At 69.4% G+C, this 19,467-nt stretch carries 13 protein-coding genes and 1 pseudogene; 8 read left to right on the forward strand and 6 right to left on the reverse strand.

What is annotated here, in order from left to right:
• Window positions 1–10: 10 nt before the first annotated feature.
• The 3 genes from NQU54_RS34010 to NQU54_RS34020 all read right to left on the reverse strand — a co-directional run bounded on the left by NQU54_RS34010 (window position 11) and on the right by NQU54_RS34020 (window position 5,060).
• Window positions 11–2,320 (reverse strand): molybdopterin cofactor-binding domain-containing protein, encoded by a 2,310-nt coding sequence (locus NQU54_RS34010; RefSeq protein WP_257634398.1) that lies wholly within the window; start codon window positions 2,318–2,320, stop codon window positions 11–13.
• 176 nt (window positions 2,321–2,496) lie between these two features.
• Window positions 2,497–3,720, reverse strand: coding sequence for an oxygenase MpaB family protein (locus NQU54_RS34015; RefSeq protein WP_257634399.1), 1,224 nt, complete (start codon window positions 3,718–3,720; stop codon window positions 2,497–2,499).
• Between the two features lie 110 nt (window positions 3,721–3,830).
• Entirely contained in the window at window positions 3,831–5,060 is a 1,230-nt protein-coding gene (locus NQU54_RS34020; RefSeq protein ID WP_372506133.1) for an oxygenase MpaB family protein, read from the reverse strand.
• Between the two features lie 138 nt (window positions 5,061–5,198).
• Here NQU54_RS34020 and NQU54_RS34025 point away from each other — a divergent pair, with 138 nt between their 5' ends.
• On the forward strand, window positions 5,199–5,882 hold the full coding sequence (locus tag NQU54_RS34025) for a TetR/AcrR family transcriptional regulator (protein ID WP_257634401.1): 684 nt from the start codon (window positions 5,199–5,201) through the stop codon (window positions 5,880–5,882).
• Here NQU54_RS34025 and NQU54_RS34030 read toward each other — a convergent pair.
• Together NQU54_RS34030 and NQU54_RS34035 are read right to left on the reverse strand one after the other, a co-directional pair.
• The gene (locus NQU54_RS34030) at window positions 5,873–8,038 is read right to left on the reverse strand and encodes a 3-hydroxyacyl-CoA dehydrogenase NAD-binding domain-containing protein (RefSeq protein WP_306279343.1); all 2,166 of its coding nucleotides are present in this window, start codon (window positions 8,036–8,038) and stop codon (window positions 5,873–5,875) included. The genes NQU54_RS34025 and NQU54_RS34030 overlap by 10 nt on opposite strands.
• Window positions 8,039–8,097: 59 nt before the next feature.
• Entirely contained in the window at window positions 8,098–9,351 is a 1,254-nt protein-coding gene (locus NQU54_RS34035; protein WP_257634402.1) for an acetyl-CoA C-acetyltransferase, read from the reverse strand.
• Window positions 9,352–9,609: 258 nt separating this feature from the next.
• On the opposite strand from NQU54_RS34035, the gene NQU54_RS34040 reads away from it, so the two are divergent.
• From NQU54_RS34040 to mgtA, 7 genes and pseudogenes are all read left to right on the forward strand, one after another.
• Entirely contained in the window at window positions 9,610–11,427 is a 1,818-nt protein-coding gene (locus tag NQU54_RS34040; RefSeq protein ID WP_257634403.1) for an AMP-dependent synthetase/ligase, read from the forward strand.
• Between the two features lie 35 nt (window positions 11,428–11,462).
• The gene (locus NQU54_RS34045; RefSeq protein WP_257634404.1) at window positions 11,463–12,083 is read left to right on the forward strand and encodes a TetR/AcrR family transcriptional regulator; all 621 of its coding nucleotides are present in this window, start codon (window positions 11,463–11,465) and stop codon (window positions 12,081–12,083) included.
• Between the two features lie 39 nt (window positions 12,084–12,122).
• Complete coding sequence (locus NQU54_RS34050; protein WP_257634405.1) at window positions 12,123–13,265, forward strand: acyl-CoA dehydrogenase family protein; 1,143 nt, start codon at window positions 12,123–12,125, stop codon at window positions 13,263–13,265.
• Window positions 13,266–13,426: 161 nt separating this feature from the next.
• A complete protein-coding gene (locus tag NQU54_RS34055) occupies window positions 13,427–14,224 on the forward strand; it encodes a MerR family transcriptional regulator (protein WP_257634406.1) in 798 nt (265 codons plus the stop codon).
• Between the two features lie 133 nt (window positions 14,225–14,357).
• On the forward strand, window positions 14,358–15,893 hold the full coding sequence (locus tag NQU54_RS34060) for an alpha/beta hydrolase (protein ID WP_257634407.1): 1,536 nt from the start codon (window positions 14,358–14,360) through the stop codon (window positions 15,891–15,893).
• A 168-nt stretch (window positions 15,894–16,061) separates the two neighbouring features.
• Window positions 16,062–16,430: an ArsR/SmtB family transcription factor gene (locus NQU54_RS34065; RefSeq protein ID WP_257634408.1), complete on the forward strand. Its 369-nt coding sequence runs from the start codon at window positions 16,062–16,064 to the stop codon at window positions 16,428–16,430.
• An 87-nt stretch (window positions 16,431–16,517) separates the two neighbouring features.
• Window positions 16,518–18,889: pseudogene (mgtA, locus tag NQU54_RS34070) on the forward strand (magnesium-translocating P-type ATPase); the annotation flags it as partial.
• Window positions 18,890–19,129: 240 nt separating this feature from the next.
• Here the strand turns inward: mgtA and tatA are convergent.
• Window positions 19,130–19,423: a Sec-independent protein translocase subunit TatA gene (tatA, locus tag NQU54_RS34075; protein ID WP_257634428.1), complete on the reverse strand. Its 294-nt coding sequence runs from the start codon at window positions 19,421–19,423 to the stop codon at window positions 19,130–19,132.
• Between the last annotated feature and the right edge of the window lie 44 nt (window positions 19,424–19,467).

Genomic DNA, 19,467 nt, shown 5'->3' on the forward strand with positions numbered 1-19,467 from the left:
CTCCAGGGTGTCAGCGGACGTGGTCCAGGCCGTCGGTGGGTGATTCCGGGATGGGCGGGACGGTGGGTTTCGGTTCGAAGGAGAGCGTGCCGTGGTTGATCGGGAAGCTGGTGGGCATGGCGCCGGTGGCGCGGCCGTAGGCACAGGCGACCGCCGCCATGGACGCGGCGACGCCCAGTTCTCCGGCACCGCCGGGTTTCCCCGTGGTGGTCGGCATGACGATGATCTCCAGCTCGGGTGGTGTGTTCCACTGCCGGGTGTAGAAGTAGTTGTCCCAGCTGGCTTCCAGGAAGTACCCGTCGCGCAGGTGCAGGCTGGAGGTCAGGGCCAGGGCGATGCCGTCCATGACACAGCCCATCATCTGTGCCTCCAGACCGCGCGGGTTGACGGCGAGGCCGACGTCCACGGCGATGACGGCCTTGGTGATCCGTGGTCCGGCCACCCCGTTGCGGATGGGGCGGTTGACGGTCTCGGGGCGGCAGTCGATCTCCACCAGCACCGCGCTGACGGCGTGGTATTCGGAGTGGAACGCGATGCCCTGCGCCATGTCGGCCGGCATCGGCCGACCCCAGTTCCCCGCCTCGGCGACTTTCTCCAGCACCGCCACGGACCGGTCGCCCCGGAGGAAGTCACGCCGGAACCGGAACGGGTCCTTACCCATCTCCGAGGCCAATCGGTCGACGAGGAGCTCCCGGGCGCAGGTGACATCGGGTGAGTAGACGTTGCGCATACTGCCGGTGTTGAAGCCCTTGTCGGTTTCGTTCAGAAGCCGGCTGTTGGCGCCGAAGTCGTAGGGCATCGACTGGGAGAGCTGGAAGAACGTCTCGGAGAACCCGATGTCGCCCACCGGAAGTTTCGCGGCCAAGGCGGTGAAGATCTCCCCGAGGCCGTGGCTGAGGTCGGTGGCCACGCTGGTGTGCCGTTGCTCATAGCTGAGAACGGTGTTGCCGAGGTAGGCGATGCGTACGCGGGAGGTGGCCATGGGGTGGGTGCGTCCCTGACGGGAGTCGTCGGCGCGGTGCCACATGAGCTTGACCGGTTTGCCGATCTTCCGGGAGATCTCGACGGCTTCCAGCGCGGCGTCGAAGAAGAGTTTGCGTCCGAAGGAGCCGCCGCCTTCGGTGACATGTACGGTGACCGCGCCGAGCGGCAGCCCCAGCTTGGCGGCGATCGCCTCTTTCGCCACGATCGGCGCTTTGAGGCTCGACCAGATCTCGGCGCGGTGCGGCCGTACGTCGGCTATCGCGCAGTTCGGTTCCAGTGCGCTGTTGCTACGGAAATTGAAGGTGAACGTGGCTTCCACACTCGGCGTGAGCGGCGGCGGACCGAGCGGCGGTTCGGCGGCCCGCAGCTCTTCGAGTACGGACGCGTCGGACTTGCCTGCCGCGCTCCCCGGCCGCCACGACACACGCAGGGCGCGTACGGCGTCGATGCACTGGCCGAAGGTCCGGGCGCGTACCGCCACTCCGGTCGAGATCACGGCGACATCGGTGACTCCCGGCATGGCACGGACATCGTCGGCGTTGGCCACCGATCCGACCTTGCCGTTGATCGTCGGCGGGCGGCACACCATGGTCGGCATGGCATCCGGGACATCGAGGTCCATCGCGAACTTCTTGCGCCCGGTGACCGCGTCGAGGGCGTCGACGCGACCGTGCGGTCTGCCGATGACGGTGAACCGTTCGCGCGGTTTGAGTTCAACGGCGACCTGCCGCGTCCGTACGCTCGCGCTCTTCTCGGCCAGTGCGCCGATGCCCAGGCTCCGGCCCGTGGGACCGGTGACGACTCCGGCTTCGAGGGTGAGGTCGGTGACGGCCGCGCCGAGTTCGGTCGCCGCGGCCCCCAACAGCCGTGCGCGAGCGATGGCGGCGGCGACCCGGATGGGAGTGTAGGTCGAGATGGTCGTGTTCGAGCCACCGGTGAGCTGGTTGAACACCAGCTCCGGCCGGGCGTCGGCCAGTGTGACCCGTACCTGTTCCAGGGGTACGTCCATTTCCTCGGCGATCAGCATGGCCGTCGATGTGGTGATGCCCTGCCCCACCTCCGCCCGCGGCAGCGCGAAGGACACGGTGCCGTCCTTGTGGACCTGAACCGTGATCAGGCCGGAGGTGGGCAGCGCCGCCGCGGTCATCACATCGTTGAGATCGACCAGTTCCGTGATCTCGGGTGAAGGGATGTCGGCCGCGGCCTCCGCCGCGGGGGCCAGTTCGGCGGCGGCCAGCAGGGTCGGGGCCGCCAGCACATAGCCGAGGAACCGGCGTCTGCCGAGGGCGGGCCCGTCGGGCTCCGGCCCGGTGTTCTCGAGGGCTCGTCTCGTCATCCCATTCCTGCGCTCTCTCATCAGCCGTCCGTCCCGGCTCGGACCCGGGCGGTGCTGAGGTGTCGGCGGCCATCTGACGGTGCGGAAGCCATGGTCGGGACCTGTGTGCCTCGGCGCAAGGCTCTGTCGGCGGCGACATGACCCCGCGTTCCGGCAGGTCGGTCATCGGTGCGGGCTCAGGACGGGCGGTTGGTGTCGGGAATGGTGAGTTCGATGCGCCTCCCCTCCGCCAGGAAGAGCAGGACGAACCTGCGGATGGCCTCCTCCACGGTCCAGGCGGCCTCCGGGACCAGGGGCAGCGGGATCAGCCCCTCGCGGAAGGCCACCAGCAGGGGCCAGGCGGCGCTGATCAGCGGCTGCCAGAACGGCTCCTTGTCCAGTCCGATACAGTCGCCGACCCGGTCGCCGACCGTATACCTGGAGAACGCGTTGATCAGGGGCCGGGTGAGCCCGGCGTCGAGTTCCGCGACGATGTCCAGGAGAACGTCGGTCAGCTCGGCGCCTTCCGGGGTACTAGCCAGGATCGGATCGAGCACCTGCTTGGACTGGGCGTTGGCCTCGTCCCAGGAGGCGGGGATGTACTCGTCCAGGACGCCGAGCATATGCGCGGTCACCTGCCACACGTGCAGATAACCGTCGGACTCGGCGGAGGAGACCGGGACCCTCCAGTCTTTTAGCTTGCGCATGACAAATGTTGCCAGGCTGTGCCAGGTGACCATCACGTCCGCCTGGCTGATCGGGATCTTCTGGCCGCCGCTGGTCCGGGACCAGCCCGGGGACTTCGGCAGCAGATGACGCACCGCCGCGTGCACCAGCCGGGTCTTCACCGTGGTCACCACCATCGAGCCCTGGGGCTGGTAGGCGTCCAGGGCTCCGATGTCGTACCCGAGCTGGGCGGTCTTGGCGATACGGTCCTTCATGTCCGCGCCGCCCTTGGAGTAGTACACGGCTCGGGCTTCCCTGGGGATGGCGGTGCTCATCAGACCGCTGCCCAGCCCGTACAGGGCACCGGTGTAGATTCCCTTCTTCGTGGTGAACCGCGCCGCGGCTTCCAGCTTGCGCTTGTCCGTCCAGGACGGCAGTTGGCGCGCCTTCTCCATGAAGTCCCGCAGATCCCGGGGAAGGCCGTCCGGCAGCGGCTGGTCATTGCGGGTCCACTGCCGCAGCAGTTCGTTGACCCTGGGCACGTCTCCACGGTCGATAACGGCGGCGAGCACCGGGTCGGCTTCCTCGTCCCACACCCAGTCGGGATCGAGTCCCGCTCCCGCTCCCGCCACCGAACCGCTCGGTGCCCACGTCCACAGGGACCGCGCCTGGGCCGGTGACGCCGCTCCCAGTAACCCGAGCGCCCCCAGCGCCCCTCCGGTGATCAGCATCCTGCGCCTGCTGAGTTCGTCCATGGCTCTGAACTCCTCCTCGAGTCCGGTCTATGAGCACGGGTGATGTGAGAGATCGTGATGTGAGAGAGACGGATGACGCGTTCCCGCATACGCGCCGCCGCGCCGCCGCCTCAGCCGGGGCGGTTGGTCTCGGGGATCTCGATCCGGGTGCCGCGTCCCTTGGTGAGGTAGAACAGGATGTACTGACGCGCCGCCTCGTCGATCGTCCAGGCGAGCGGCGGCACCAGCGGCAGGGGAATCAGCTTCTCGCGGAAGGCGACCAGCTTCGGCCAGGCGGTCTCGATCGCCTTCTCCCAGAACGGCTCGCGGGGAATGCCGTCCCAGTCGGCGACCTGATCGCCGACCAGATACCGGGCGAGAGCGTTGACCAGGGGGCGGTCGATGCCGCCGGGGCTGGTCTGCTCGGCGAGCTGGCCCAGCAGGATGTCAGTGAGTTCGACGCCTTCGCGCGTGCGGGCCAGGACCGGGTCGAGGACCTGTTTGGACTGGGCGTTGGCCGCGTCCCATGAGGCGGGGATGTACTCGTCCCGGATGCCGAGCATGTGCGCGGTCACCTGCCACACATGCAGATACCCCGCCGACTCTGCGGACTTCATCGGCACCTTCCAGTCGAGCAGCTTCCGCATGGCGTAGGTGGGCAGGCTGTGCCAGGTGACCAGCATGTCCGCCTGGCTGATCGGGATCTTCTGGCCGCCGCTGGTCCGGGACCAGCCCGGGGACTTCGGCAGCAGATGGCGCACCGCCGCGTGCACCAGCCGGGTCTTCACCGCCTCCACGACGACCTTTCCGTCGGGCCGGTAGGCGTTCAGATCCCCGACGGCGAAGCCCAGCAGGCTCGTCTTGGCGACCCGGTCCTCCATGTCGGCGCCGCCCTTGGAGTAGTAGACGGCGCGCGCCTCCCTGGGGATGGCGGTGCTCAGCATGCCGCCGCCCACTCCGTTGAGCAGATTGAGGTAAAGACCCCGGGACTCGTTGAACTTGGCCGCGGTCTCGAGCTTGTCCCGGTCCGCCCAGGACGGCAGTTGGCGCGCCTTCTCCATGAACTCCCGCAGATCCGCGGGCAGGCCGTCCGGCAGCGGCTGATCGTTACGGGTCCATGTCCGCAGCAGCTCATTGACCCTGGGCACATCGCCGCGGTCGATCACGGAGCCGACCAACTGGTCGACCTCCTCGTCCCACACCCAGTCCGGGTCGAGGCCCGCACCCTTGCCCGCCACCGAACCGCTCGGCTCCCATGTCCACAGCGACCGCGCGCGGGCCGGCGATGCCACGCCCAAGGCCCCGAACACCCCCAATGCCCCGCCCGCGATCACCATCTTGCGCCTGCTGAGTCCGTCCATCGCTCCGAACTCCTCCTTGAGCCCCGTAGCTCTGTAGCCCCACTTGATACGCTGATACACGTTGAGCATCTCTGTATCCCCAGGGGAGCATAAAGGAGACGCGAACACCAGAGGCAGCACAGAATCAGGGAGGCAACCGTGGAACCCGTCCCGTTGGCCCTCACGGGGCCGCCCGACTACCCGTCGGTGCTGGAAATCGCGTTCACCGAGGCCGTCGAAGGCGTCGGCCAGGACGACGACATTTCCGTGCGTCTGCTCGACGCCGCGTACAAGCAGTTCTGCCGCATGGGGATCAAGCGGTCCACGATGATGGACGTGGCGCGGTTGGCAGGTGTCTCCCGGATCACCGTCTATCGCCGGTTCGCGTCCAAGGACGTGCTGGTCGAGCACGTCGTACGGCGCGAGTTCCGGCGCTACTTCGATCAGTTCATCATCGACATCCAGGAGGCCGAGACCGTGGCCGACCGGGTCGTGCTGGGTTTCGTGAGCTCCTTGCGGGCCATCCGGCACAACCCCCTCATCGGCGGCCTCATGGCCACCGAACCGGACGCGGTCGTGCCCTCCATGACCGGCGACGAGGGCCGCACCCTGGCCGCGGTGCGGCAGTTCGTCGCACAGCGGCTCCGCCAGGAGCAGCACGCGGGCAATATCGCCGGCGATCTGGACGTGGACCTCGTGGCCGAGATGATGGTCCGCGTCACCGCGTCCTTCCTGGTCATTCCCAGCCACCTCATCGACATCGACGACGATGAGCGGATGCGCGCGGTGGCCCGGCAGTTCCTCGTCCCGATGCTCGGGCCACCGCACTCCGTTCACTCGTAGATTCCGCCCTTCGCGGCCCTGGCCACCAGGGAAGCGGGCGGGTCGAAGCGTTCCCCGTACCGGTCGGCCAGCTCCCTGGCCCGTACGACGAAGCCGGACGGCCCGCCGGGGTAGCCGTTGATGTACTGAAGGACGCCGCCGGTCCACGCGGGGAAGCCGATGCCCAGGATCGAGCCGACGTTGGCGTCGGGCACCGACCGCAGCACGCCTTCGTCGAGGCACCGGACGGTGTCCAGGGCCTCCGCGAAGAGCATCCGCTCCTTCATGTCCTCGAACGGGATCTCGCGTCCCACCACGGTGAAGTGCTGGTACAGGCCGGGCCACAGACCTGTGCGCCTGCCGTCCTGGTAGGTGTAGAAGCCGGCGCCCGAGGAGCGTCCGCCGCGCCCGAACTCATCGATCATGCGGTCCACGACCGCCTCGGAGCCGTGCGGGTGCCACTGTCCGTCCCCGGCCAGCACCGCGGCCTTGGTCTCCTCCCGGATCGTGCGGGGCAGGGTCAGGGTCAGCTCGTCCAGCAGCTGGAGCGGCGGTGCGGGGTAGCCGGCCTGGGAGGCGGCCTGCTCGATCGAGGCGGGGTGCAGACCCTCGCCGAGCATCGCCACCGCCTCGTCGATGAACTTGGATATCACCCGGCTGGTGAAGAAGCCGCGGCTGTCGTTGACCACGATGGGCGTCTTGCCGATCTGCCGCGCGATATCGACGGCCTTCGCCACGGTGTGGTCGCCGGTCTTCTCACCGGTGATGATCTCCAGCAGGGGCATCTTGTCGACCGGGGAGAAGAAGTGCAGGCCGATGAAGTCCTCGGGACGCCTGACTCCCCCGGCCAGCATGGTGATCGGCAGCGTGGAGGTGTTGGATCCCAGTACCGCGTCCGGGGCGATCACATCCTCGATCTCGCCGAAGACCTGGTGCTTGAGCGCCGGGTCCTCGAAGACCGCCTCGATCACCAGGTCGCAGTCGGCGAGGTCCGCTGGGTCGGCGGTCGGTGTGATCCTCGCGAGGATCCCGTCGGCCTTCTCCCGGGACATCCGGCCGCGCGCCATGGCCTTGGCGAGCAGCTTCTCGGAGTATCGCCTGCCCCGCCGCGCGGCGTCGGCCGAGATGTCCTTGAGCACGACCTCCAGGCCGCCCCGGGCGCAGGAGTAGGCGATCCCCGCCCCCATCATTCCGGCCCCCAGCACACCGACCTTCCGCGCGGTGTGCCGGGCGTATCCGGCCGGGCGGCTACCGCCGGAGTCGATGTGCCGCATGTCGTGGAAGAAGGCCCGCATCATGTTCTTCGCGACCTGGCCGGTCATCAGCTCGACGAGATAGCTCGTCTCGATCTTCTGGCCGGCCTCGAGATCGACCTGGGCACTCTCGACGGCCGCGGCGAGGATGTTGCGCGGCGCCGGGACGTTCGCGCCCCTCAACCGCTTGCGCAGGTGCGCCGCGAGGGCCGGCAGGCTCGCCGCGACCTTCGGGTGCGAGGGGGCGCCGCCGGGAATCCGGAAGCCCTTGGTGTCCCACGGCTGAGCGGACTCGGGATGGGCCAGGACCCACCTCCTGGCCTTGGCCAGCATGTCCTCGGGGGTCGTGGCCAGTTCGTGCACCAGCCCCCGGGCCAGCGCCTCCCCGGGCTTGTACCGCTGTCCCTGGAGCAGGACGTCCGTCAGCGCGTCCTGGAGCCCCAGGAGGCGGACGGTCCGGCTGACCCCGCCGGCTCCGGGCAGCAGTCCCAGGGTCACTTCCGGCAGACCGATGCGGCTGCCCGGTGTGTCCAGGGCGATACGCCGGTGGCAGGCGAGCGCGATCTCGTACCCACCGCCGAGTGCCGTACCGTTCATGGCCGCGGCCAGCGGTTTGCCGAGCGTTTCCAGTCGGCGCAGCTGGGCCTTGAGGAGCGTGCACAGCTCGCTGAGCTCCGCGGCGTTCTCCACACGCGCCTCGCTCATGAAGCCGATGTCACCGCCGGCGAAGAAGCTCTCCTTGGCGGAGGTGAGAATGACGCCGGTGATGTGGTCCCGCTCGGCCTCGAGCCGGGCGACGGTGGCGCCCATCGACTCGACGTAGGTCTGGTTCATCGTGTTGACCGGCTGGTCCGGGTCATCCATGGTCAGTACGACGACGCCGTCGGACCCCCGCTCCCAGTGGATCATGTTGTTCTCCAGCATTGATACGGCGTTCCTTTCGGAAGACATGCGCGAACGGCCCGCGGGGCCCGGAAGGGTTGTCAGAGGCGTTCGAGCACGGTGGCGATGCCCATGCCGCCGCCGACGCAGAGACTGACCACGGCCCGCCGTGCGGAACGGCGCTCGAGCTCGTCCACCACGGTGCCGACAAGCATGGCCCCGGTGGCGCCGAGCGGATGCCCCATGGCGATCGCGCCACCGTTGACGTTGACCTTCTCCCAGGGCAGGTCGAGGTCCTTGACATACCGGAGGACCACCGAGGCGAAGGCTTCGTTGATCTCGAACAGGTCGATGTCGTCCACCGTCAGCCCGGCGAGGTCCAGCGCCTTGCGGGTCGCCGGGGCGGGACCGGTGAGCATGATCGTCGGATCGGCCCCGCTGACCGCGCTCGCCACGACGCGGGCGCGGGGCGTCAGCCCGGACTCGGCGCCCGCCTCCTCCGTGCCGACCAGGACCAGTGCCGCACCGTCCACGATGCCCGAGGAGTTGCCCGGGGTGTGAACGTGCTGAACGCGCTCGATCCAGTGGTACTTCTGCAAGGCCACGGCGTCGAAGCCGCCCATCTCTCCGATGTCGGCGAACGACGGCCTCAGCTTCCCGAGCGACGCCACCGACGTCTGCGGGCGCATGTGCTCGTCCTGGGAGAGCACGGGCACCCCGTTGCGGTCCCGGACCGGAACCACGGACTTCGCGAAATACCCGCCGGACCACGCCAGTGCGGCCCGTTGCTGAGACCGCACCGCGTACGCGTCGACGTCCCGTCGCGAGAAGCCCTCGATGGTCGCGATCAGATCGGCGCCGATGCCCTGCGGCACGAAGTACGTCCCGAAGGCCGTCTCCGGGTCCGCGGCCATCGGCCCGCCGTCGCTGCCCATGGGGACGCGGGACATCGATTCCACACCGCCGGCGACGACCAACCGCTCCCAGCCGGAACGGACCTTCTGCGCGGCCGTGTTCACCGCCTCAAGACCGGAGGCGCAGAACCGGTTGAGCTGGACCCCCGCCACGTGATCCGGTAGCCCGGCCGCCAGCGCCGCGGTCTTGGCGATGTTCATGCCCTGGTCCCCCACCGGCGAGACCACGCCGAGCACGACGTCGTCCAGGCGTCCGGGATCCAGGTCCGGATGGCGGCGGCCGAGCTCATCGATCAGCCCGGTCACCAGCGACACCGGCTTGATGTGGTGCAGCGAGCCGTTTTTGCCCCGGCCACGCGGGGTGCGGATCGCGTCGTAGATGAATGCTTCGGTCACTGTCCTCGCACTTCCTCTCCGCCGACAGGCGTCTTCCGTGTCCATCCGGCCGCCTTGGGCCGCGCGCACCGGCTGGCGCGGCACCTCCGGCGCAGCCAGGTAAAGGCAATTATTGACACCTTGTCAATAGTGCGTCGCCGTGGGAACCTTGCGTCCAACGCCCGCCACATGGCCATTGAGCCACGTAGCCGAGGTGGGCAGAGATGCGCCACGAAACCAATCTATTGACACATCGCCAAGAGCGGTTCACTGTTAAGGCCGTTCAAGCAGCCCGCTCACGATTCGCGATGGAGGGAGCCCTCCGTGGCCACAGCAGAGCAACTCCAGCAGTCCATCGAGGAGCTGACGATCACCAAGCTGCTGCGCCGCAACGCCCAGCAGTTCGCCGAGCGTCCCGCGCTGACCACCGGCCTCGGTCCGGACGCGGGAACCCTGTCCTGGTCGCAGCTGCGCGCCGAGGTCGCCGCCCTCACCCGCGGTCTCACCGCGCTCGGTCTGAGCCCGGAGGACCGGATGCTCATCGCGATGTCCAGGCGAGCGGAGCACTGGATCGTCGACCTCGCGGCCATCCACATCGGCGCCCTGCCCTGTAGTACGTACGACACACTGAGCACCGAGCAGATCGGCGCCGTGGCCCGGCACAGCGCGGCCACCGTTCTCGTCCTGGAAGGCGCGGAGCAGATGCGCCGCTGGCAGCCGGTCCTGGACGACCTGCCGCACCTGCGCGCCATCGTCATCCTCGACTGGGACGCGGCCCCGGCCGACGATCCGCGCTTTGTCAGCTACTCGGCCGTGCGCGGGGCGATACCCCCCGACGACGCCGCGTTCGAGGCGCTCGCCAACGCCGCGACCGCCGACCGGCCGCTGACCCTGGTGTACACCTCGGGCACCACCGGGGCGCCCAAAGGCGTGGTGCTCTCCCACCGCAACGTCATCCACGAGTCCCTGATGCAGGACCAGCTCGTCCCCGTCCCCGAACATCCGCGCTCGATCGCGTACCTCCCGATGGCGCACATCGCCGAGCGGGTGCTGGGGATCTACATGCCGATCTGCCACGCCGGACACGTCACGATCTGCCCGGAGCCCGAGCAGCTCCTGCCCACCCTGCTCACGGTGCGCCCGCACGGCTTCTTCGGAGTCCCCCGGGTATGGGAGAAGCTCGCCACCGCCTTGCGGGCCAAGCTCAGTGCCCTCGCCGAGGAACAGGCCGTGGCCGTGACGCAGGCGAGGAGGGCCTATCTCGAAGTGTTCCGGCTGCGCTCCGCGGGCAAGGACATTCCGGCCGACCTCACCGAGGTGCTGGAGCAGCTCGACGCGCAGGTGTTACGGCCCATCAGGGCCGCCATCGGGCTCGACGACTGCCACCGGGCCTTCAGCGGCGCCGCGCCGATCCCCACCAGCGTCCTGGAGTTCCTCGCGGGCGTGGGGCTGCCGGTGTACGAGGTCTGGGGCCTGAGCGAGACCACCGGCGCGGCCACCGTCAGCACGCCCGAGGCGTTCGCGCTCGGCTCCGTCGGGCGCCCCGCGCCGGGCATCGAGATCAAGGAAGCCCACGACGGCGAGCTCCTCGTCCGCGGCCCCGTCGTCTTCCCCGGCTATCTACGGGCCGACGGCCGCATCGAGCCCGCGACCGACGCGGAGGGCTGGCTGCCCACCGGCGACCTCGGGACGGTCGACTCACGGGGCATCGTCACGGTCACCGACCGCAAGAAGGAGATCATCATCACCGACGGCGGCAAGAACATCGCCCCGGCCAGGATCGAGTCCCAGCTGCGAGCCCACCCCCTGATCGCCCATGCCGTCGCGATCGGTGACCGGCGCCGCTATGTCACCGCGCTGCTGGTACTGGACGAGGAGACGGCCCCGCTCTGGGCGCGGGCGAACGGAATCACCACGTCCGACCTGGGCGAGCTCTCCCACCACCCCGAGATACTCGCGGTCCTGGACCAGTTGGTCGCGGAGACGAACACGGCGCTGTCCCGTGCGGAGCAGGTGAAGAAGCACCGTGTCCTGCCGGGCCCATGGAGCATCGAAACGGGCGAGCTGACGCCGAAACTGAGCCTGCGCCGCCGGGCCATCGCCGAACTGCACGCCGACACCATCGAGTCGATGTACACATAGGTCCGACACACCGCGACCACGGAGGGACTATCCGCATGGGTGTTCAGCGCCAGGCCCCACGACGCCGAATGGAGCCGGACGCCCGGCGCGCCGAAATCCTCGGCGTCGCACGCAGGCTCTTCGGGACCAACAGCTACACCGCGGTGTCCATCTCGGACATCGCGGCCGAGGCCGGCGTGGCCCGTGCTCTGGTCAACCACTACTTCGGCAGCAAGCGGCAGCTCTATCTGGAGGTGGTGCGGCAGATGATGGTCGTCCCGGCCTCCGTCTCGGAGCGACTGCCCCCGACCAACGCCGAGGAGCGAGTGTCGATCTGCGTCGACCGGTGGCTCGAAGTCGTGGAGCGCAACCGGGACATGTGGCTGTCCGCGATCGGCCCGGAGGCGCTCAGCAACGACCCGGAGATCGACCAGATCATGCTCGAGGCCGACGAGATCGCCACCGACCGCGTCCTGGAGGCCGTGATGATGGCCGACGTCGTCGAGGGCCGCCAGAAGCTCCGGGCGATGATCCGCGCCCACAGCGGCATGCTCAAGGCCGCCTCCCGCGAATGGCTGGTGCGCGGCGCCCTCAGCCGCAGCGATCTGCACGTGATGCTCACACGCACCGTGCTCCACCTTGTCCACACGGTCTTCCCCGCCGTACGGGACGACTGAGAACGCCTTACCGACCCTGCCCGAGCAGAGAGGCACATCATGCCCCGAACCCTGTCGGACGAACGTCGCGACCTGACCAAGGCGATAGCCGACTTCTGCCGCCGCGAGTGCGGTACGAAGGAGCAACGGGACAAGCTGACGGCCAACGGCCAGGAACAGCACAATCAAAAGCTCTACGGGAAGATGGCCGAGCTGGGCTGGCTGGGCATCGCCGTCCCGGAGGAGTACGGCGGCGCGGGCCTGGGCATGACGGACCTCTGCCTGTTCCTTCAGGAGACCTCCTACGGACTGGCTCCCATCAGCGGTTTCGGCACCACGATCATCGCCGCCGCGGCATACGAGAAGTTCGGCACCGAGGAGCAGAAGCGCACCGTTCTCGAAGGCGTGGTCAATGGCCGGGTCGAGGCCATCTCGATGTCCGAGCCGGGCGCCGGATCGGACGTGGGCGCCCTTTCCTGCCGCGCGGAGCGCGTGGACGGCGGCTACGTTATCAACGGACAGAAAACCTGGTGCTCCAACGCACACTTCGCCGACCACATCCTGCTGATCGCCCGCACGGCACATGGGCAGTCGAAACATGAGGGGCTCACCCAGTTCATGGTGCCGGCAGACGCCGACGGCCTCCAGATCAGGGGTATCGACACCATGGGCGGGCGGGACGTCAACGACCTCTACTTCACCGACTGCTTCGTAGCGGACTCCGCCGTCGTCGGTGTGCCCGACCGTGCGTGGACACAGCTGATGGCCGGGCTGAACCTGGAACGGATGATCCTCGCCGCGATGATGCTGGGCGTGGCCCAGCGGGCGTTCGAAGACACCCTCACGTATGTGCGGCAGCGCGAACAGTTCGGCCGCCCGATCGGCTCGTTCCAGGCTCTCAAGCACCGGATCGCGGACATGGCCACCGAGCTCGAATGTGCCCAACTGCTCCTGGACGACGTCGCCGCCGCGATCGACGCCGAGCCCGGCCGCGTGTTCGCCCGCGAGGCGTCCATGGCGAAGCTCAAGTGCACCGAACTCGCCAAGCACGTGACCCTGGAGGGCATGCAGATGATGGGCGGCTACGGGTACGCCACGGAATACGGCATGGAAGCCCTGCTGCGGTCGACCGTGGTGTCCACGGTGTACGGCGGGACGAGCGAGATCCAGCGAGACATCATCGGCAAGACCTACGGCCTCTAGGCGGTCACGATGCCGACCACACGTTCCCATCACGGCGTTGGGCACGCCGCATCGGTCCCGGTCCGTACGTCCTCCACGCGAGCGACGCGGCCCCCGGAAAGGGGAGCCCGATAGGTTGTATTTTCACCGGGGCAGCACCGAGACCGGAAAGGCCCAACGTCATGGCGTGGAGCACGCGGCAACTCGCCGATCTCGCCGATACCACCGTCAAAACGGTGCGTTACTACCACCGGATCGGCCTGCTCGACGAACCCGCACGCACCTCGAACGGCTACAAGCAGTACAAGCCGGCTCATCTCGTGCGTTTGCTTCAGATCAAGCGGATGAGCCACCTCGGTGTTTCCCTCGCGCAGATCGGCGCGATGGGACGAGCGGGGGCAAAACCCGACGAGGCCATCCGTATCCTGGACGCCGAACTGGCGGACACCATCGACCGCCTGCGACGGATACGCGCTGAGCTGGCCGTCATCCTCGAGCACCAGGCGCCGCTCGACACTCCGCCGCCGTTCGGTCCCGTCGCCGATGAGCTGGGCGAGCGAGGCCATGCCCTGGTCACCGTCCTCTCGCAGGTGTTCGACGAAGACGCCCTCGATGATCTGCGCGAGCTCATCTCGGAACGCGACGACTACGAGGACGATTTCGAAGCCCTCCCCGAGGACGCGGACGACGCGACGATCGACGAACTGGCCGGGCGTCTGGCCGTGGCGATCCGCGCCCATCAGGACCGATTCCCGTGGCTGAGCGACCCGGGCAGTGCCGCACCACGAGGCAAGCGGTTCGCCGAGGCCGTGATGGGCCCCGCCTTCGCCGAACTCTTCAACCGGGCCCAGCTCAAGGCCCTCGCCCGGGCCCACGCGCTCAACCAGGAGTTCAGGTCCGCGGCAGGCACCGCGGCGACGCTGGGCAGGCCGATCCGTGATGTCGGACGCCCCCTCGAAGACGCCACCGAGCACCGCTGAGGCTGATGTTCCGGCAGAACGACCACACCGAATGTGATCTCTACGCTCGTCCGGCTTGACCTGGCCCCAAGGGCAGGGGGTGCCCTGGATGACGCCAGGAAGCACATCGCCGATCACATTCGGAGGAACGTACATGGACCGTAGGCACAGGGTGGGCCGGGGTCTGGCCCTGACAGTCGCGATCGGCCTCGCCGGGTCGCTGGCGTCGGCCCCGCCCGCCGCCGCCGATCGGGACGACGTAGGTCAAGTGGAGTGGGGTGCCTGTCCGGACGACGTCACGGCCAAGGCGCCGGATCTGAATGTGCAGTGCGGGACCGTGAGAGTGCCGCTGGACTACAACGACCCGGACGGCACACAGATCGACCTCATGGTGTCGCGGCTGGCGAGTGAGAACCCGCACAAGCGGCGCGGTGTGCTGCTGCTGAACCCGGGCGGTCCGGGCGGGTCCGCGCTGACGATGCCGGCCGAGCTGGCCGACCTGGGCATCCCGTCAAAGGTCCTCGACACCTATGACCTGATCGGCATGGACACCCGCGGCTTCGGACATTCGGCGCCGATCGACTGCGGGTTCACCGTCGGCCAGGACTACATCGGCAATGTCCCGCCGTACGCCGTGGACAACGCGGCGGTGGTCGAGCAGGCCGAGATCGCCAAGGGCGTCGCCGAGCAGTGCGCGGCCCATGACACCGACGGCCGCATGGCCCACATCACGACCGCCAACACGGCGCGGGACCTGGACCGGATCCGGGCCGCGCTCGGCGAGAAGAAGGCCAGCTACTTCGGCCTCTCGTACGGATCGGCGCTGGGCGCCGCGTACGCCTCGATGTTCCCGGACACCACCGACCGAGTGCTCATCGACAGCAACCTCGGTGACACGGCCCTGGACCGCGCCGGTCTCCGTCGGTACGCGCTGGGCATGGAGGAGACCTTTCCCGACTTCGCGAAGTGGACGGCGGCACGGAACTCCGCGTACGGGCTCGGACGGACTCCGGAGGAAGTGCGCGAGACGTACTTCTCGCTTGCCGAACGGCTCGACGAGAAGCCGGTCTTCGGTATCGATGGCCGTCAGTTCCGGTTCACCACCTTCGGTGGTCTCTACGCCAAGCGGACGTACGGCCGGACGGCGCAGCTCTGGGAAGCGATCAAGGACGCCGACGAGACCGCGGTCAAAAGGGCGGCCAAAAGGCTGATGACAGAGACCCGCGGCGTACCGGCGGCGACCGCCGAGGGAGCGTCGTACTCCAACTCATGGTCCGTCTTCCTCACGGTGACCTGCAACGACGTGGAGTGGCCCAGCGATGTCCGGGCGTACCAGCACAGCGTCGCCGCGGACCGCGAGAAGTATCCGCTGTTCGGTGCGGCGGCGGCCAACATTCTGCCGTGTGCGTTCTGGCCGCACGCGCCGTCCGAGCCGCAGGTCAAGATCAACGATGATGGGCCGACGAACATCCTGATCACGCAGAATCGGCACGACCCGGTCACGCCGCTGCTCGGTGGACAGCTGTTCCGGAAGAAGTTCGCCGATCGCTCACGTCTGGTGACCGCGGACGGAAGCGGTCACGGTGTCTACGTCTACGGCGGCAACGCGTGTGCGCTGAACGTGGGCACGGCATGGCTGGCCGACGGAGTGATGCCGGAGAAGGACGTCACGTGCCGGGCGTCGGGCTGAACCTCGGCCGCGAAGGTCGGCCGCCGCGGGCCTTGCCCGGCGGCGAGGCGCGGTTCGGCCAGAAGGTCACCGGCGGCGGTTTCCAAGCGGCCGCCCCGGCGGTGGAGACCGCGGCGCCTAGACTGGGGAGCCTTGTGAACGGGTGGTTCCGGGCGACGGAGGTCGGCGATGGCGAAGGGCGACGTGCACGAGTTTGAAGATCCTTCTGCCGATGTCCTCGCCGAGGCGGCGGCGGCCTTCGGACTGCTGGCATCGGCGGCGCGGCTGCGCATCATGTGGGCCCTCGCCCAGGGGGAGAGCGATGTGACGCACCTCGCCGACCGGGTGGGCGGGGCGCTGCCCGCGATCAGTCAGCATCTGACCAAGCTCAAGCTGGCGGGGCTCGTCCGCTCGCGGCGGGAAGGCCGCCGCCAGGTGTACTTCGTCGATGACCCCGACGTCGTCACCGTGGTGCGTCTCATGGTCGGCCAGCTCGCCGACCGCGCGCGGAACGAGGCCACGGCGCCGGTGCGTCTGGTGCACGAAACCGGTGCCTGAGCGGGCCGTGGCCGCGGGGGCGGCCCCTCGACCGCCGCGGCACCGTCCCCGGGAAGCGACGGGAGCGCGGCGCCGACCGCGCTGCAAGTGCTGCGCGCCCTCGGCAGCGGGCCGCGCGGGCTGACCGAGGGGGCGGCGGAGGACCGTCTGGCCCGCTTCGGCGAAAACGTCCTGCCCACTCAGCGCGTCACTCCCTGGCCCCGGCGGCTGCTGCTGGGCCTGCGCGATCCGTTCACCGCGGTGCTGCTGGTGCTCGGTCTGGTGTCGGCGGCGGTGGCGTCCTGGGCGACCGCGGCCGTGATCACCTTCCTCGTGGTGGTCAGCTGCGGGCTGCGTATATCCGGCGAGCTGCGGGCCGACCGGTCCATGGCCCAGCTGCGCGAGCTGGTCGCCACCACGGCGAGCGTGCTGCGCCGGGCCGACTCACGGGACGCCGCTCCGGTGGTGCGCGAGATCCCGGTCGACCAGCTGGTGCCGGGCGATGTGATCAGTCTCGGTCCCGGGGATCTGGTGCCCGCGGACGTACGTCTGCTGCGCGCCAGTGGCCTACGGGTGCACCAGGCGGCGCTCACCGGGGAGTCGCAGCCCGTCGACAAGTACGCGGTCGACGTGCCCGACGCCCGGTACGGCCGGGGCGTGTTCGGGCAGCCGCACCTGTGTTTCCAGGGCAGCAGCGTGGCGTCGGGCAGTGGCACGGCCGTTGTGGAGGCGACCGGGGCGCGTACGGAGTTCGCGAGCACGCACACGGGGGGCCGGCGGCGCGGCCCCAGCGCCTTCGACCGTTCGGTGCACGGCGTCTCGTGGATTCTGGTCCGCTTCATGCTGCTGACCCCGCCACTGGTCCTCATGGCCAACGCCGCCGTGGACGGACGCGGCCTGGAGACCCTGCCGTTCGCGGTGGCGGGGCGGTCGCGCTGACCCCCGAGATGCTGCCGGTCGTCGTCACGACCTGTCTCGCCCGCGGCGCCGCGCTCCTCGCCCGCACCCACGGGGTGATCGTCAAACGCCTGCCCGCGCTGCACGACCTGGGCGCCATGGACGTGCTGTGTCTGGACAAGACCGGCACCCTCACCGAGGACCGGCCCGTGGTGCACCGGGCCCTGGACGCGGACGGCCAGGACGACGCCGAGGTGCTGCGCTGGGCCGCCGTCAACGCATGGTGGACTCTGCAACTCGCCGACCTGCCCGTGCCCGACATGCTGGACGAGGCGCTGCTCGATGCCGTCGACGAGGCGTAGGCCATGGCCTACGAGCCGGTGGCGGCGCTGCCGTTCGATCCGGTACGCCGCCTGGCCACCGCCGTCGTCAGCACCCCGGGCCGCCTCGGCACCCACACCCTCGTCGTCAAGGGTGCCGTCGAGGCCGTCCTGGAACGGTGTGCCCTCAGCGAAGAGGAGCGGGCGAGGCTGCACTCGCTCGCCGACCGCCGGGCCGCCGACGGTTTGCGCCTGCTGGCGGTCGCCACCGCCGAGCGCGCCGCACACCACCGCGCCTACACCCACGCCGATGAGCGCGGTCTCGCCTTCCGGGGATTCGTGACGCTGCGGGACGAGGTCACCGACACCGCGGCCACCGCCCTGCGCGACCTCGCCGACCGCGGGGTGAGCGTGAAGATCCTCACCGGCGACCACCCGGGAACCGCCACCCGCGCCTGCCACGATCTCGGCCTCGCGGTCGACGGCGTCCTGACCGCCGACCACGTCGACTCGCTCACCGACGCCGAACTGGCCGCCGCCGCACGCCGTACCACCGTCTTCGCCCGCTGCTCGCCCGACCACAAGGCCCGCGTCGTCACCGCCCTGCGCGCCGATGGGCACACGGCCGGCTTCCTCGGCGACGGCGCCAACGACCTGCCCGCCCTGCGCGCCGCCGACATCGGCATCTGCCCGCGCGACGCGGTGGCCGTGACCCGGGACGGCGCCGATGTGGTCCTCGCCGGACAGCGCAAACAGGACAACGGGGGTAAGGACCTCACGGCCATCGGCCGCGCCGTCACGGCGGGACGGCACGCCAGCGGCAACATCACGGCGTACCTGCGCATCGCCCTCTCCTCCAACCTCGGCAACGTCATCGCGATGCTCGCCGCGGGCGTGCTGCTGCCCTTCCTGCCGATGCTGCCCGCCCAGGTCCTGGTGCAGAACCTGTGCTTCGACGCCGCCCAGCTCGCCTTCGCCTACGACCGGCCCCACCCGGCCGCGCTGCGCCGTCCCGCCGTGCTGCGCCCGCGTGGCCTGCTGCGCTTCATCACCGGCTTCGGCGCCCTCAACGCCCTGGCCGACCTGGCCACTTTCGCCCTGCTCGCCCTCGCCGTGTACGGCCCCGGCAGCGACGACGAGGCGGTCTTCCACTCCGGCTGGTTCACCGAGAACCTGCTCACCCAGGCGCTGGTCATGGTCCTGCTGCACACGGGCCGCCGCGGCGCCGGGGGCGAACTGAGCCCGGTGGGCCGGGCGGCCGCCGTCCGCCGCCGGGCGCGGGAGGCGTCCCGGCCCCGGTCGGTCGGCCGCGCCGGGGCGCGGCGCCTGGACGCCGTGTTCTTGCGGCTGTTGGTCATCCGTACACCCCTCGTGCGTCCGGCCCTGCACAGGGGACTGCCGGCCCCGACCTGTCTGCCGGGCCACGCCCCGGGCGGAGGCACGCGGAGGTACGACGAAATCGAGGGTGGAGGCGAGAAGGAGGCGACGTGCGCCGCACAAAGCTCATCGCCCTGCGGTGCGATCTTCTGGGACCGCGCGCGCCGAGGAGGTCTCGCCGGAGGCCGTCTGAATAACGCGACTCGAGGGCCGCTCGGCCTCGTCGGCGGCAGCGGACTCCGACGAGGCTTCGGCCGCCTGCCCGCCCTCCTCCTTCATGGCTTTGGTCTCACTCTTGAGGATGCGCAGGGACTTGCCCAGGGACCGAGCGGTGTCGGGCAGCCTCTTCGCCCCGAAGAGCAGGATGAACACAATCGCCACGATCAGCAGGTGCCAGGGTTCCAGTCCGTTGCGAAGCACCACACTCACCTCGTTCCTCTTCGTCGGCCACCGGCACCGCCCCT

Origin of the sequence: Streptomyces malaysiensis subsp. samsunensis (assembly GCF_024519315.1) — a bacterium.
GTDB classification, from domain to species: Bacteria; Actinomycetota; Actinomycetes; order Streptomycetales; family Streptomycetaceae; genus Streptomyces; species Streptomyces malaysiensis.

What these genes read in the sequence shown, in the direction of transcription:
- NQU54_RS34055 (WP_257634406.1), top strand. Translation starts at nt 13,427, where the DNA reads ATGGCGTGGAGCACGCGGCAACTCGCCGATCTCGCCGATACCACCGTC.
- NQU54_RS34060 (WP_257634407.1), top strand. Translation starts at nt 14,358, where the DNA reads ATGGACCGTAGGCACAGGGTGGGCCGGGGTCTGGCCCTGACAGTCGCG.
- NQU54_RS34010 (WP_257634398.1), bottom strand. Translation starts at nt 2,320, where the DNA reads ATGACGAGACGAGCCCTCGAGAACACCGGGCCGGAGCCCGACGGGCCC.
- NQU54_RS34020 (WP_372506133.1), bottom strand. Translation starts at nt 5,060, where the DNA reads ATGGACGGACTCAGCAGGCGCAAGATGGTGATCGCGGGCGGGGCATTG.
- NQU54_RS34015 (WP_257634399.1), bottom strand. Translation starts at nt 3,720, where the DNA reads ATGGACGAACTCAGCAGGCGCAGGATGCTGATCACCGGAGGGGCGCTG.
- NQU54_RS34065 (WP_257634408.1), top strand. Translation starts at nt 16,062, where the DNA reads ATGGCGAAGGGCGACGTGCACGAGTTTGAAGATCCTTCTGCCGATGTC.
- NQU54_RS34035 (WP_257634402.1), bottom strand. Translation starts at nt 9,351, where the DNA reads ATGGACACGGAAGACGCCTGTCGGCGGAGAGGAAGTGCGAGGACAGTG.
- NQU54_RS34030 (WP_306279343.1), bottom strand. Translation starts at nt 8,038, where the DNA reads ATGCTGGAGAACAACATGATCCACTGGGAGCGGGGGTCCGACGGCGTC.
- NQU54_RS34050 (WP_257634405.1), top strand. Translation starts at nt 12,123, where the DNA reads ATGCCCCGAACCCTGTCGGACGAACGTCGCGACCTGACCAAGGCGATA.
- NQU54_RS34045 (WP_257634404.1), top strand. Translation starts at nt 11,463, where the DNA reads ATGGGTGTTCAGCGCCAGGCCCCACGACGCCGAATGGAGCCGGACGCC.